This is a genomic window from Adonisia turfae CCMR0081 (assembly GCF_011009555.1).
GTDB lineage: Bacteria > Cyanobacteriota > Cyanobacteriia > Phormidesmidales > Phormidesmidaceae > Leptothoe > Leptothoe turfae.
Genome location: NZ_QXHD01000004.1, coordinates 1609589 through 1624589, shown reverse-complemented (window position 1 = coordinate 1624589; position 15001 = coordinate 1609589). Strand labels below are relative to the sequence as shown.

At 50.3% G+C, this 15001-nt stretch carries 13 protein-coding genes; 2 read left to right on the top strand and 11 right to left on the bottom strand.

Going from position 1 to position 15001, the window contains the following annotated elements:
* The 10 genes from DXZ20_RS11175 to DXZ20_RS11130 all read right to left on the bottom strand — a co-directional run.
* The coding region (locus DXZ20_RS11175) for a hypothetical protein (protein ID WP_250565719.1) at positions 1 to 2120 on the bottom strand (2120 nt) is incomplete at its 3' end.
* Complete coding sequence (locus tag DXZ20_RS11170) at positions 2117 to 4786, bottom strand: putative baseplate assembly protein (protein ID WP_163698202.1); 2670 nt, start codon at positions 4784 to 4786, stop codon at positions 2117 to 2119. The genes DXZ20_RS11175 and DXZ20_RS11170, both read right to left, overlap by 4 nt.
* Positions 4783 to 7263, bottom strand: coding sequence for a putative baseplate assembly protein (locus tag DXZ20_RS11165; protein ID WP_163698199.1), 2481 nt, complete (start codon positions 7261 to 7263; stop codon positions 4783 to 4785). The genes DXZ20_RS11170 and DXZ20_RS11165 overlap by 4 nt, the downstream gene beginning before the upstream one ends.
* A gap of 1 nt (position 7264) precedes the next feature.
* Positions 7265 to 7624 (bottom strand): GPW/gp25 family protein, encoded by a 360-nt coding sequence (locus DXZ20_RS11160; RefSeq protein WP_006514835.1) that lies wholly within the window; start codon positions 7622 to 7624, stop codon positions 7265 to 7267.
* On the bottom strand, positions 7624 to 7947 hold the full coding sequence (locus DXZ20_RS11155) for a PAAR-like protein (protein WP_163668113.1): 324 nt from the start codon (positions 7945 to 7947) through the stop codon (positions 7624 to 7626). The genes DXZ20_RS11160 and DXZ20_RS11155 overlap by 1 nt, the downstream gene beginning before the upstream one ends.
* Positions 7948 to 7986: 39 nt before the next feature.
* Complete coding sequence (locus tag DXZ20_RS11150; RefSeq protein WP_163668115.1) at positions 7987 to 8520, bottom strand: phage baseplate assembly protein V; 534 nt, start codon at positions 8518 to 8520, stop codon at positions 7987 to 7989.
* Positions 8520 to 9662 (bottom strand): hypothetical protein, encoded by a 1143-nt coding sequence (locus DXZ20_RS11145; RefSeq protein WP_163698197.1) that lies wholly within the window; start codon positions 9660 to 9662, stop codon positions 8520 to 8522. The genes DXZ20_RS11150 and DXZ20_RS11145 overlap by 1 nt, the downstream gene beginning before the upstream one ends.
* Positions 9655 to 9975: a LysM peptidoglycan-binding domain-containing protein gene (locus tag DXZ20_RS11140; RefSeq protein WP_163698195.1), complete on the bottom strand. Its 321-nt coding sequence runs from the start codon at positions 9973 to 9975 to the stop codon at positions 9655 to 9657. Before DXZ20_RS11140 ends, DXZ20_RS11145 begins: the two co-directional genes overlap by 8 nt.
* Positions 9975 to 10631, bottom strand: coding sequence for a CIS tube protein (locus tag DXZ20_RS11135; protein ID WP_163698193.1), 657 nt, complete (start codon positions 10629 to 10631; stop codon positions 9975 to 9977). Before DXZ20_RS11135 ends, DXZ20_RS11140 begins: the two co-directional genes overlap by 1 nt.
* A gap of 272 nt (positions 10632 to 10903) precedes the next feature.
* A complete protein-coding gene (locus DXZ20_RS11130; RefSeq protein WP_163698191.1) occupies positions 10904 to 12886 on the bottom strand; it encodes an eCIS core domain-containing protein in 1983 nt (660 codons plus the stop codon).
* A gap of 411 nt (positions 12887 to 13297) precedes the next feature.
* Between DXZ20_RS11130 and DXZ20_RS11125 the strand changes: the two genes are divergently transcribed.
* Positions 13298 to 13831: a TetR/AcrR family transcriptional regulator gene (locus DXZ20_RS11125; protein ID WP_163698189.1), complete on the top strand. Its 534-nt coding sequence runs from the start codon at positions 13298 to 13300 to the stop codon at positions 13829 to 13831.
* Between the two features lie 135 nt (positions 13832 to 13966).
* Positions 13967 to 14410 (top strand): DoxX protein, encoded by a 444-nt coding sequence (locus DXZ20_RS11120; RefSeq protein ID WP_163668127.1) that lies wholly within the window; start codon positions 13967 to 13969, stop codon positions 14408 to 14410.
* Positions 14411 to 14487: 77 nt separating this feature from the next.
* On the opposite strand, the gene DXZ20_RS11115 is transcribed toward DXZ20_RS11120, so the two are convergent.
* Positions 14488 to 15001: hypothetical protein (locus tag DXZ20_RS11115; protein WP_250565718.1), on the bottom strand; the 514-nt coding region annotated here is incomplete at its 5' end.

Below are 15001 nucleotides of genomic sequence, written 5' to 3'. Positions count from 1 at the left end.
ATTTCCTCTGCACAGCGCTGACTGAGTTGACCATAGGCCGGGTCGCCATAGCGTCGCGAAGTAAATTGGGGGGAGAGACGGCGTTCTATCTGGGCTTGCTGATCGGGATCTTCGATGGCAGGCAGGTTGAGTTGTGTGGCCAGGGCGGCCAGGGCTAAATTGGGCTGACATTGGTAACGACGTGGGGCTTGTGAATTGAGCGGTAGTGATGAGAATCGAACACAGCCAACCTGACGGCGCTGGACGGTAACTGTGTGGGTAAAGATGCTGTTACTGGCTTCCAGACTGCGTACCGTGGTGGTGCCTAAAAGGGTACTAGTTTGGATATGGGTGGGGGTGTCAGGGGCTGCGATCGCAACCTCTCCTCCTCCATCCACCAAACTGGTTACCACCCTTAAGTCTTCAATCGTTTCAGCAATAGTGACAGGGCCTGTAATGGTATGGTCCAGTTGGACGGTCAGCAACGAATTATTTGCCTGAACAGCCAGACTACGGGGTACCGGTTCAGTGGTAGTAAAGGGAACAAGGGTACAGTGATCTAATTGAACTCGATTCACATTACCTGGCTGCACCGTAAGTGAACCTTCTATCCAAAGACCATTCAAAAACAACTCGCCGGGGCTGTCGTTGCCGTCGGGAGCAGTTCCCGCTATTGTCAGGTCACCCTGTAAATGGGGACGCAAGAATTCTGGTGCTAAGTCTCCCAGCTGGCGCTGTAGTAAGGGTGAATCCGGTATGGGCACCAGGGGCCAGTCTGCTGCTACGATTAACAACTGACTCCCTTCAGGAATATTAATGGTGGGAAAGTCTTCTGCATAGGTTTGACTGTCGATCATGGCAATAACACCAAAGCTGCCAGGGGGCCGAGCATTCCACTGGTTAATAGCCTCACTTAAGGTCGGTACGACATCGGCATCGGCAGGTTCAGCAGCGAGACTCACACCCCGCTGCCAGGTGACCGGACGCTCCAACAGGGGGAAAACGGAGTCTCCACGGTCGTAGGGACCCCCACCCACATCGTGACTAAAGCCATAGGTGTAGCCGACATTAACCTGTTCCGGCACTACCTCTGGTGGGAAAGAGATGCGCCCGAGCAAGGGATCCACAGCCACTTGAATTGGCAACGAGACGGGAGCCTGGTCTGGATCAGAGGGCTGATAGGATTTTGTCGTGGGTGGACGTCGCCAATCAGCCAGATTACAGATGAGAATTTCTTCAGGGGGAATGGATGTTTCTACACCATTGTCCACAACAACAACCTCAAATACCGGCTGTCGAGCCCCCATCTGACTGGAATCCCCCGTAGCAAAGTACTCAGGTTGAAACGATTGTCCATTGGCAATGGCCTGTCGCCAGGCCTCCAGCTCCTCATAGAGCACACAACGAGGCAAGGGATCTGGCACATTAATCGGGGCGGCCAGGGTAAACAAAATTTCTGGTAAAGGCGGGTTAAACAGGGGGGCATCTAGCCCCACCGGATGGAACCGGTAGCGGCCATCGGCTAGGGGGCCTACGGGTCGAGCAGCACTCAGAAAGAGACTGAGGCTGTAGGGCTGTAACCGCCACAAATGTAGGCCAATATTGGGAATGTTATACCGTCCCCGTTGGGAGGCAATCCGTCGCATTTCGGCCAGGTGGGGCGTTGTTTCAAAGGGAGTGCCAAAATAGGTCAATGCCTGCCAGCGACGTAAATCGGGGGTAACAAGATTGTGCTGTCGTACATGGTTCATGGACTGAGTGGTTGACAGCAGCTCAAAGAACTCCACCACCCGAGCTGGCCACCCTGTTACATCTCGAGCCAGTTGTTCTAACATGGCTGCCGTACCCTTACGACGGCGATAGCCGATGGTATTTGCTACTTGATCACGATTACTGGGGAATTCAGGCAGATTCGTATAAAGGGGACGATTCCCAATCAGATCGCCAATGTAGGGCACCACCCACTCGGCACAGGTTTCAATAAACTGGTCATCATAAAGCTGTTCCAAATCCGTTTCTAGAACGGCCACTTCCCTTGCCAATACCTGAACCAACGCCTTCAGGGGTTCTCCCTGATCGACATCACGGATGCGATAAATGGCGGGCAACAGTTTGTAAAGGGTTTCTGCATCAAACGTCATGACAGTACCCCCAATTGATCAAGTGCCGCTGGATCTAAGGTCAACAGTTCTGCCGCCAGCAAGTTAGAACCATCGTGCTGAGGTACGGCTGCCGGTAGTGGCCTTTTCAGACCGTTGATCAGCAACAAACCATAGCGTCTGAGTAAATCCAGGTCCACATGCACCACACCAGTCACACGTTGCATCACCGCCAAAACCTCACTCAGGGCCACCCCTTGCCCAAAAGCACGGGCTTCAAAGGAGAATGCCCTGCGCATAGCCTGTTTTACGGCATCCAGTACGCTATCAGCCTGAAAATCAGGATTGATTTGAATCTTGCCTGCCAGCGTAAATTTGGCCGCTCGATAAGACTGGACCTGTATTGGCACATGGGGATCGCCAGACTTCTGCAATTGTTTTAGCAGTTTAGCAATCAGCTCAGCTTCAATGGCTTCTCCGTTGGGACCGGCCACCGTGACAAATACCCCCCGATGTTGGCCCATCCAGGTCCAGGTGGCCAGGGCCTTGGCAATGCCCCCAAAGGCTCTAGAAAAGTCTTCAAAGTCCTGTAGCGACACCACCCGATCAAGGGTGAGTACGGTCAATGGCGCATTGTCGCGGGCGTTGGCCAAACTCTCGCCATTGTCCCCACCGGTAGCGGGTAGGGGATTAGTGACAGCTTTCAGTCCCAGGGGACGAGACATTAAATTGGTCAGCTGATCAGCTCTGACATTACCTGCCAGACCCAGGCCCTTACGATATCGGGCATCGATATTGTTAATGCCAGTAGGCAATCGCTCACCGGTGTGCCCATCCCCAAATTTCACCAGGGTGTTACCCGCTTCAGTGAGGCGAGTGATAAAGCTGCGATCTTGAGGTGTTTGGCCATAGAGCATGGGCGCTTCATGCCAGTGGATATCATTTACACGAATCTCTAAGGTGGAGAGGGCACCACTGGGGGTGGCATCACTGCTGACATGGGTGAGTGGCGACTGTCGCAGGGTAAATGTTTGATACACCTGGCTGGCATCGCCATTGCCTAAAATCTCTTGAACAGTCTCACCATGGGTGGCCGGGGCCACATTGGCGTTGATGGTGACAGTATCTCGCCGGTAAGGATAGGTAAGACCTTTTTGTAAGATAATTTGGGTGTAGCCGCTTTGAATGGTAATTGTTTTTAGGGTAAGAACCTCACTGTGGGTCACTCCAGGAAGATCGGCTCGTTCCCCGTTGAGAATAAGAGGCTGCCCTGGTTGCAATCCCAGGTAAAAGCTGTCCAGTGTAATGGTGTCTCCTTGCACTGCTTCTGTTATTGGTAAATTTGCCAATGACAGAGCTTCGCTTTGGGCATAGACCAGGGTCCGTCGGATAATGTGAAAACTATTGGAATTGGCCTTCCACCAGTCGGTATCCAAAATCAGGCGAGTGGTTTTACCGCTGAGATTATACTCACTGCGGGTCAGGGTACTCACCTGGTTGATTGTGGCAATAACAGGGTTAGAGCTGGGGGCTTTGCGAATGGCCACATAGCCACCCTGGGTAATGCCTTCATAGGCATTATCTAAAAATAACCAGCTGCCAGATTCCCCCGCAGGCTGCCATTCTATCTGCTTAAGCGTGCCATTTTCGATAACAGGTGTGGAATAATCACCACTATCGTCATATTCAATTCGTTTGGCTGCATTATGGCCAAACACGGGCGCACTCAGGCGAAAAACGTAAATCTCTGCCGGTTGAGGGGGGGCAGTTTGTTGAGTAACGATTGTTTCTGTGAGACTGTCTACAGACCATCCCTGGTTTTCTATCAGGGCTAACAGATCTTCCTGGGACCAGCTTTTGCTAATGATTCGACTATCGATTTGGGCCTGGGTAAGGGGAACTTGCTGGTTAGGTTCCACACCTGGAGGAAAGGTGGGATTATTAAATCCAGGCAGTGCCGGTGGCGCACCCGAGATCAGATCCAGACGAGTGGTATTGGCTGCCTGGTCGAGGGTTACGCGAAAAACAGTTTTGAAACTGCGGCTTGAGCCTTTGACAATCAGGAGTTTGTCTCCTTTTTGGAGACTGTTGGCAATTCCCTGTACGGTAACGCTCTGATTAACAGAACTGTTGGTTTGCGGCTGAGTTAACCGGGGTCGCAGGCTGTTCCAGGCAATTCTGGCTTCGATGGGGGTTGAGGTTTCGAATAGCTGGGGTAGCTCACCTTTGCCGGGAATACTCTGCACCTTTGTACCAGCGTCCAGGGTAATTTGGGTAGGAGAACCGGGTGCAGTATCCAGGGTAAAGGCCAGCTGGGTGCTGGCAGCGACACCCGGTTGTAACTGGTAGCCAATCAGGCGAGCCAGGTGTCGAATCGATAGGCGTTCGGTGGCGGTATGCAAATAAGATTCTTGAGCAATACGCTCCTGGTAGAAGGTGAGCACATCAGCAACAGTGGCCCAGGCGTCAAGGAGTGCGATCGCAAAGTCATCATCATCTCGGGTTGTCAGCGCCTGTAGGGCCGACAGCTCCGCACTAGATAGCTGGGCCAACATGCTCTGCTTAAACTGGCCATGGACACCAGCGCGGTAGGTGATAGTTTTCAGCCCGGCCCGATTAAACACCTCTACTGGCGTATATAAGCCAATGCCATCACAACAGCCACAGTCATTTAACGCCAGCAGTTCCCGAGCCAAAAATGAGTTCATTTCCCTGCCTCCATCTGCAAGCGTAATACTCCCTGCTCCTGGAAATCAGGATCATTGTTGAGACGGGCAATTTCCAGACGATCCATCTCTAACACCCCAGTGACAAGGCCCTCTTTACTGGGGATACCCTGTCGCTGAAAGATTTTAATGTGGGCTGACGCCACCCCGGTAACAGCCTGTACAGCAGCATAAATGGGACTGAGATACACCGACTGCCCAAAGGTAAAATTGTCGGGATGAAAGAGACCTAACCGACCATCCGGCAGTCTACGATTGCTCAATACCTGTAGTACCGCTGCCTTAACATCGCTGCGAAAATAATTGTGATGCACACACACCAACATCTCAATTTCCAAAGAGACAAATCGCGGCCCATCCACCTCCAGGTCATAGCCCGCCATCCGAAATCGTTCCAAATGCTCTCGTAGCTCTGTTTCAAACTCAGCATCAACTAATCTCCCCCCCAGACGATCCACGGTAACAAACACAGTGCGCCAGCTCCCTGTCCAGCGAAATGTGGCCACAGCTTTTTGTACTTCTGGGTGCCGTTCAGCAGCAGCAGCGTAGTCCGCCAGGGTCACGGCTCGTTCCTGCACCCTAAAGGCATAGGGCGCAGCCTGACGCACCTGTTCAAGACTTTCTGGGGCCTGTCCTCCTCGGGCAGGCAATGGGTTACGAATCTGTTGAATCGTGCCTAGCTCGCTCACCGCATGGGCTAAGGTGTCGGCTCCGATATTACCTGCGGGACCATTGCCAATGCGATAGGTGGCACTCAATCGGGTACCTGGGCTGGGACGTAAACCATAGCGATCGTCTCCAAAGCGGATCTTGGCACTACCGTCATTCTCAGTTTCGACCACAAAGTTCAAATCTTGACGACCACTACTCAGTAAATCTCTGACGGGTCGCCATGTCGCTGGTTGGCTGCTGAGTTCACTCTGCAACGTAATGGCCGGTAAGGCCGTTCCCAATTGTCGTTGGAAGGCCACCTGGGCAGACGATGGGGGAGATGTGTAGGCGGTGACCTGGGTCAGGGGGCCTGTTGCCAGACCGGGGCGAAACTTAGGAATAACCGGATTGGGAACCGTTGGCTGACAGCGATCGCCTGCTGCCACGGGCACTTTAAACAGCGTTGGCGACGGTACGGTACCCAGAAATTCTTGAGCAATAGTGGCCCCGTGATCGGCGAGAACAATATTACCCAAAGCCACTGTAACGTTCGCTAAAAACTGTTCCCCCTGGACGGCATCTGCCTGGGCAGACAGACATAGGGCAAAGGGTAGCGCATCGGCATCATCCCAGGTGATTTGGGTGACATTTACCGGCTCATTGTTGGGGGGCTCAGCAAACTGTCCACCGATGGGATCTGCCATTAAGGTGACCTGGGTTAACCGTACGGCCCAACGGTGGCTGGGGTCGGCATCTTCGGGGTGTCCCGTGCGGGGTCCCAGTATCTCTTCAAAAATTAAAATGTCGCCCGCATTCAGATTAGGATAATGATCGCTAAGGGTGGCCTGGGTGCTCCCCTTGGGCAAACAACAGTCTTGATCTCCCCAGGTGTAAAACTCTAATTGATTGTGGGTGGGAAATAGAACGGCCTCCGTCATGGTTTCAAAAATGACAGGCCGTTGCCCGAGGGCTATTTCGTATTGGGAGGAATCCGGTGGAATCAGCCTGGGTTGTCCCGGCACCTGGGTGAGTACCTGGGTGCCCTGGGGTAGGTTAACGCTGTTGTTGCCGCTGACCTGTACCTGCACCCAGGTGCGGGCATTACAACCATCGTGCATGAAATAATCTACAAGGCGGGCATGGCGACGCACAGAGGTGCGTTTGCGGGCTGTGTCGAGATAGGCTTCGGTTGCGATCGCATCCTGTTCATAGCTAAGATAATCCCCCACATAGGCCATTAGCTCCACCAGGGCGATGCCGATATCCGCCGGATTCCGCTCAAACCCTTGAGGCATCAGCACCGCCAACCGATCCAACATTAACCGCCGAAAGCTAGCATAATCCTTGGCCAGATAATTAATGGCTGGTGTGGGCGTTGGTTCTGGAGAACAAATTCGTTCTGTTTCGCAATCAAAATCGCTAGGGCAATCAACCTTAAACGAAAAATTAATCGCCGACAAAATTGGATCTAGCCAGTTGGGCGGTCCGTTACCCTCAACAATTTTGAGGGTATAAGTGGAATAATCTCCCCATTGATTAACCCGCAGTCGAATTTCTACAGAGTCATTAGCGGTAACAATCTCCGTTACCTGAATATCTCGGATTCGCTCGCCGCCCTCAATCTGAATATTGTCAGCATCGAGACCATTGGCCCCCAGCGGCTTTAACAGAAAAACCAATAAAATTAGCTGCCGATCACTGTTGTTGGGTGCATCATTATCAAGCACCTCTAAATAATCAATGCCATTGAGACCACTGGCAAGAACAGCAGCGCGACGGCGATGATCACAACAGAAATACCGCAGCATGTCACACCTCCCGCGTAAACTGTGCAACCTGCTGTTGTTGGGTACGGCGTACCAAATAACGCACGGTGACACGCAGGGTAGACGCTTCGTTTTCCACCATCACCTCATCCACCTGGATTAAATCCCCCAACCACCGTTGTAAGCCCCCCCTCACCGTGGCCTGGGTTGCCGCCGACAAAATGTCACTGTTTGGGGCAAACACAAGTTGTAATAACCCACTCCCAAAGTCCGGTCGATTTACCCGTTCCCCAGGCGCTGTAAACAACACCTGCTCGATTAGATCACGAATGTGACCTGACCCATCGGTCAGAGCTGTGCGCCCTCGACTCCGATCAATGTGGAAGGGAAAATCTGTCACCATCAGATCGCACTTACCCTCCCCTGGGTGGCAGCAATGATCAAGGGAGTGCCTGTTGGGGTACAAATTGCCTGACTATCCAACAACAACACAGGAATACCCATGGACGTCACCCGAGTTGAACCGGTTACCCACTGGGCCGTCACACAGGGACCATTAGCCGCTGGCGGCGGCGGCAGCGTACATCCCGCAATTCCATAGACCGTCGGCTGAGTCACAATCGGCTGACCACTCACCGTCACCCGAGGGTTTACCGATGTGGGTTGAGCTTGTCCAGCATGGCTGCACAACACCGTTGCTCCTTGATGCAGAATAAATCCTGGCATTGTTCTTTGATTCCTCCCTATACGCTCCTTTCTGTACTGCTAAGTCACCTTTAAAGCCCCCGCATTAATATCCGTAATGCCTGTAATATTCACCGTCGTCGCCTTGAGCGTGATGGTAGGTGCTGTAATCGTCACGCCACTAGCATCAACGGTAATAAAAGAAGCCGGTCCGCTATTGACCATCACCCCCGGTGCCGTCATCGGAGGAACTGGAGCATCGCTAATCACCACAGCTCCCTGGGTGACACTTTGCATCACCGCTACTGGAGTTCCAGGCGTCGTTTGTCCCGCCGCCGTGGTTGGCACCTCCGGTGTAGACCCCCACCAGCAGCCCACCCAAATCGGATAGTCCGGATCACCCTGTTCAAACTCTATCCATACCCCAGCCCCAATTGGCGGAATAAAATACATCCCCATTTGCGGTCCAGCCCAGGGAAAACAGGGTAAGGCCCAGGTGGTAGACGGCAACAACGAAAAATCCGTTATTGATACTTGAAGACGTCCCCGTCGTTCAGGGTCAACGTTATTGACCACCGTGCCGCGATATTTACCATAAAACTTCTGTCCATTCATTATGCAGGCACCTGGGAAACAGTGGATACTAAACCATTGCGAGAGAGTTCAAAACTTTGCTTGTGGGCATCACGGGTGATGGTGTGGGTAACATTATTAACGTAATACAATCCATCAAAGGCCACACCTGCCCCCCGCACCCCCACCAATTCTCTTGCTTTTAGCAAGCGGCCATAGCGCAACACATCCAGACTGCCCGAGCCAGTTACCGCTTCGGCAGAACGAGCTGCCTTGGCAAGACCCATCATGGTAGCTCGTACAGGCGAATATTTAGCTGAGTCAGAAATCACCTCAAACTGTTGAGGGATAGGCGACACGGCCCCCAGGAGAGGATTTAATGGTGTAATATCAGGAATAGGGATGGGAATCGGAACTTTTGTTGTGGGATTTTGAACTGTCACAATTGGCAACATCTTTGCACTATCATCAAATCGAAAGCTGAGAGATTCCACATTGGTGTAAGCGTCCATATCTACATTCAATGCCGGTTGAGGCTGACCCACTTTTATTTCAGGTCCCCAATAGGCACAGCTAGTCAGGGGAGCTGGTCCTGGCTCAAGGTAAAACACATAGCCCACCTCATCGGCAAGCTGTTGAATATAGTCCAGATCGGTACCTTTTTGTTGGGGAACCCGGTCGGTTGGTAGCGGCACATCTAACAAAACACTGGGTAATGCTTTAGGAATAATCCCTAAGGCAGCGTATTTGGCCAGGATAGTCAGCACTCGGGTAAATGGCGGCATCGCTGGAAAAGGCGTACCCGGCGGATTACTAAACCGGGGGTAGTTCATCACTTCAGTGAGATCGCTGCCCATAATCGTCAATGTGGCTGGCTGGCTGCCAACGCCAGGTGCAATTGAATGCTCCTTAACTACCCCATCAATCAGTACCTGGGGTGTGCCATTGACTGTGACGACAATAACCACCCTTAGCAATGGAATCGTTGCTCCTCCAGAGAGCAAGAAAAGGGTTTGCAAGGGGGAATTGTTGCTAATTTCAAAACTCAATTGAAATCCACTGGCGGAGCGTGCCGAAATGCTGATTGAGACTTCTGTTAAGGCATCCAAAACAGTTTGTGGGACTGGTACTGGTACAGCCGGTCCCACCATGAGGGTAAGCAGGTGCTGACTACCCCTAATCATTAGCTGCCCCTGGAATACCTTCAGGCAGAGTAATCCGCAGCGTTTGCCCCGTGGTTGCGGTCAGGTCATTGGGACGGATGGCACCGTTGGCATCACATATTCGCCAAAACTGTTCCGGGTCACCTAGATACTGGGCAGTGAGATTATCCAGTCGCTCTCCGTCCCTGACGGTATGTTCTTGCAATAGGGCAAATCGTTCTGGTGGCGGAACAAATCGACGACACAAATACGCTACAGACTGGCCTGTCTCACCCTCAAGCGTCTTGGTTTCAATAGTATGGTATCGACTGGTGGGAGGAAATATGTCATTCATTAGGGCAAGCCTCCTATGCCAGAACTATTGAAACTGCCACGGGGTATTTTGGTTGCAAACTGTTCTTTTTGTTCTAGATAGCTCATAAATAGTCCCCCACCATAGCTTTCAACGGGAATATCAAAAATGCTGAGTACCCGCATACCCAGACTGACTTTGGCCCGTACCGGATTTAAGAAAGAATCAAAGGCTTCTTCGGTAACGCTAAACTCTGTGAGGTTGACGGGCAATATACGCTGTTTTCCCCAAATAAATAACAGTAACGGGGCCTGCATTGGGGTAATTTCTAACGTTCCTACCTGGGCCAAACGATGATTAGCCTGAAGTTGACTGGTGCTGGGGTAAATCAATGTTTCCAGCGCCGCTAACTGCGGATAAAGGCCAAATTCAACCGCATCCGGGTTCTGCTGCGGAAATTCACGCTGGTCCGCCGTATCAAATTCAACTTCCAAGTTAATGGTTTCGGCAGCAGGGCCTTTTAATCGCAGTGCTTCTGCCCGATTACTATCCCCCGACTCCACCCGCAGCACTTGCAAAGAACGACTGAAGGTTTCGGGATTAAATTGAAAATTGATCAGCCTTAGCAGTTGACCATTATCTGCATCAACCTGGGCAAGCCCGCCCTTTTTTAAGAGAGGTGAGATTGGAGTAGTCATTAAACGATTGTCTTAAGGGGCCAAGAACTTGCTCAAATGACTCTGAAAATGTAACCCTGGGAGCTGATGATCCTAGTTATAGGTGTAAACCTAAAATGCCATACAACTGTGTGATTTAACTTTACTCAGAAGCTACCGAATCTGCTTTAGAACAACAAACAGTGCTACAAATTTGACTAAAAATGAAACTTATTGAACAAATTCGTAACTTACGTTAATCAAGCAGAACAAATCATTGTTGCTGGTGTCGATTTCCCCTTTCTCGAAGAGTTTTACAGAGAACTCAAATCATCAAAATCCAAACTGATAGGCTGCTTTCGTCTCTTTTGTGTTAAGGCTCCTGGCTTAACCTGACGGAGCTTTAAAGCCTCAAATCCGTCTTTTTGACTGTTTTGGCAGGTTCTAGTGGTGCTCGAACTAGTTTCAGTGCCTGTCCCTTCAACATAAACTTTATTACGGCTTACAATTTTTAGCTTTTTCGGATTTTTGTTGTTGATGTGGGGGCAGTAACTAATGGTATCGTCACTCCTGTAAACCACAGTACAGAGTTGTTTGGCTATACCAGCTGGCAGAACTGAGAGAGTTGCCGTATTACAGGCATAGAGATTAATGACAGCCCCAGGTGCAAAATATGGCTTCAAATCCATACCAGCGGCACCATCAACGCTCAGCGCATAGCCATTTACGAGACCTGTCTCATTAAAGTTAACCCTGGCTGTACTAATTGGCCTCTCATCTTCATCGCCATATTCGTCAATAATTTCTTCCCCAGGGGGAAAGATTTTGCCGCTGAGTGCCAGATAAGAGTCATTGCCATGACCGACGAGGTTGAGTTCAGATACGCCTTTTTTACCCTGGGCCTTAATCTTATCTGCCAACGCTTTAACGCTACCAATCACCTCTCCTTTCCCACCGGCTGCTGCTCGAAAATCCTCAGTCGATGGGCTCCATGTATGATCACCCACCATGGCTTTCGCTTCTCGATGTTGGTTGTTCCAGACAGCGGGTTTTTTGAAATCTCCTAAAACCCAGAGAGTCTTGCCCTGGCTGGCTGGTGGCATTTTGAAGTCAGGGCAGATGGTCTCCTCTGTTTCCTCTGCATCTTCTTGTGGTGTGGCAGTGTCTGTGGGTGCGCTGACATTGCCGAGCCTGCTGCAGACACCGTAGGCTTTGCCCTTATCCGTTGCGAGATCAAACGCTTGTAGTTTCTGGATTAATGCGTTGTCGGTGAGGCTAAAGTCTGAGTCGCCACAGAGAGATAGCAGGCAAATTCGGCGGGCACGTCTGGCTCGTAAACGGCGTAAGGGGCCCACTTTGAGGTTTTTATTTTCAACCTTGCGCAGCCATCCTGTCAGAATGGAGTGGATCAGGGGACGGCGGGCACGATTTAACTCCGTTTCTTCCTCTTCGCTTTGGGTACAAGTTGGCCTGGCGTTCGTATTGTCTGGGGCACGCTGTAACGTGTTGTGGGATGATGCCCCCTTGCCTTGCTGTAGGGTGTGAACTAACTCGTGCGCAATCAGGCTTTGTCCACCTGATGTGTGAGGGTTAAAGGCTCCTTGCGCAAAGGCGATGTGGTTGCCCACAGTAAAGGCGCGAGCATTAAGGCTGTGGGCGAGTTGGGGAGCTTGCCCCGTCGTGTGTATATGGACGCCTGAAAAGTCCTGGCCGAAGCGAGGTTCCATGAATGTTCGGACATTAGAAGGTAAGGGTTGTCCAATACTTTGCTGTATAGCCTGAGCCCCAGATTGAATGGCAGGTGTAGCATTGATTGATGGGTTAGAAGAACGTTTGGTCTGTAGGGTTGCGTCTTCCTCTTCCTCTTCCTCCGAATCAACCTGTCTTTGAATCAGAGGGGAAATTTGACCAGCGATGGGTGTTGCTTGCAGTGTTGCTTCTTTCTCCTCTTCAGTGCCTATTTGCCGCGGCAAACTAGGTCCTGGCATCTGTATAACCTGATCAGCAATGCGATCGGCTTCCTGTTCATATTTATCGTTGGGCTGTCCTATTTTCAGTCTGGACTGAGTTTTAGGACTGAGTGATGGCAACGCCTCATGCAAAACAGGTGACATTTTAGAGAACGCTGGGGGCCATACAGAGGGACGTTGCCGATGCTGCTGCTGACTCTGAAATTGGCTCTCCTTCTCGGACACTCCCACTGACTTATCACAGCCACAATTCCGTTTCAGAAATCCTGGCGACATAGGCGTGAAAGATGGTTGTTGTAAGGATTGAGCTTGAACAAGCGATCGCATGGGCTAGTCCTCCAGGCTATCTGTAGCCATCCCCTAACCTCCCCAATTAAATCAGGTTAGGTAGAGCGATCGCGTCATTCGTGACAAACCTTTGCCTATCCCGCCCAGTTGTGGATGGGCAGGAAGATGATTTCCCTAGAAAGGGATATCCTTGAATTAAGGCTAGTGGGCAATGCCTAACCCTAGTTCCATCTAACCCTAGTTCCATCTAAGTTTGTTTGGATAAAATAAGGGTGTAGAGTTTGGAGGTCAAAGACGATGGCCAAACGCAAGCAACGAAGGATAGCTGGGGATAAAACGATACCCTGAACGTCGAGCCTACGATAAAGTAAATCACTCCCAAATTATTGCCTTGCACTTTTTGGTGATCCACAGTAAACTACATACATGTAGATAGATACTGAAATCACTTTGAGCGATACGAGGACAAAAATTTTGGACGTGGCGGAGCACTTAACCCAATTAAAGGGGTTCAATGGCTTCAGTTATCTTGATTTGGCTGATGCTATCGGCATCAAGAATTCAAGCATACATTACCACTTCAAAGCTAAGGCTGACCTGGCTTTGGCGTTGGTTGACCGCGTTTATGAAGTCCAAAGTACCGCCCTTGATGCTTTCGATAACAATCTCGATACGCCACAACAACGATTGCAAGCAGTGGCCGATTCTTTTCAAGCCTACATTCAGGACGAGAAGTTCTGTTTGTGTGGAATGATGGCGGCAGAATTGCAATCAGTGAGTCCCGCCGTGAGAAGTCGCCTTACTCTGTATTTTAAGGACCTTCAAGCCTGGCTCACTAAGCAGTTTGTGGCAATGGGAGAAACCGATGCTCAAAATAGGGCACTCAGGTTCGTTAGCACAGCGGAAGGCTCCTTGTTGCTGGCAAGACTTGAGGGTGATCCTCAAATTGTTGGTCAAGCGTTGAAGAGTTTCATCTACGACTGATAGATTTTTTTGCCTCGTTTATCTACATACATGTAGGTCAGTCTTTGGCGCATACTTGGCGCATACTTTGTTGAAAGCTGGCCTCAAATCTTTTCCCTACCTCCCCCTAATTCTATGAGCCCAAAGGAGGCTATTATGAAAACCGACAAACCTTTAGAAATCTCTCTGTTCTTAATCCGCATTAGTGTTGCTGCCTTTTTCTTGGTTTGGGCAATTGGAAAAATAATTGCGCCTGGAATCACTCAAGCCGTTGCTGAATCTTACTACTCCTCACCTGTGACAGGATCTGTTTCGGCTGTTATAGGGATTCTACAGTTAGCGATTGTTCTAACTTTTTTGGCGGGTTTATTGAAGACCTGGACCTATGGCTTGCTGCTGGGAATGCATGCTGTTTCAGTACTCGTTTCACTCAAAAATTTGGTTGATCCATACACAGCGCCTAATTATTTATTCTGGGCAGCCATTCCCACATTGGCGGCGTTAATTGCGTTGTTTCTATTGCGTGAGCGTGATCAGCTGTTTGTCTTAGGTCGCCGTCATCTGTCTCAAGAGGATACAGCATCTCGCCAAATTCTATAGAGTTTATTGGATGCTATCTGGCATTCACCTGAAAATGCCAGATAGTGTCTATACAGACAATAATAGGGCACTTTTGTTTATTCAGGCACTTCGTTAAAACAGCGTTCGGTATCACGTTTGCGCCGCGGCTTACTACATTCTTTGTCTCGACATTGCATAAATTTTTGGAGTTTTGGTGCTCGTTCAAGAATCCAGGAAAACTGATCGCCTCTCTGTGTCAAATTTGCAAATTCTGCAGATGCATCAGCTTTTTGCCTTGCCTGCCGGAGATCTTCGCGAAGAATCTGATTGACCTTTGTTCTGGTTGATTCTCCAACATTAGTCTGCTGCTGAATATCATCAATAATCTGAATAATTTTTACTTGGGGTTCTTCTCGAATGTCTTGAAATCCATAACATGGGTCACTTGCACTCGGTCCAGATCTCTCAAATTGATCTAATTCTGCTATTTTGCCTTTGACATTCACAAGATTAAGCTCTTTAGGAGGTTCTTTAGCAGTAGAAAATCGGTTTCTTTTACAGGGATCCCTACGTGATTGAATCTTCTCTAGTAGAGTTTTCTCGCCCGGTGGATTAATGATATCTAATTTT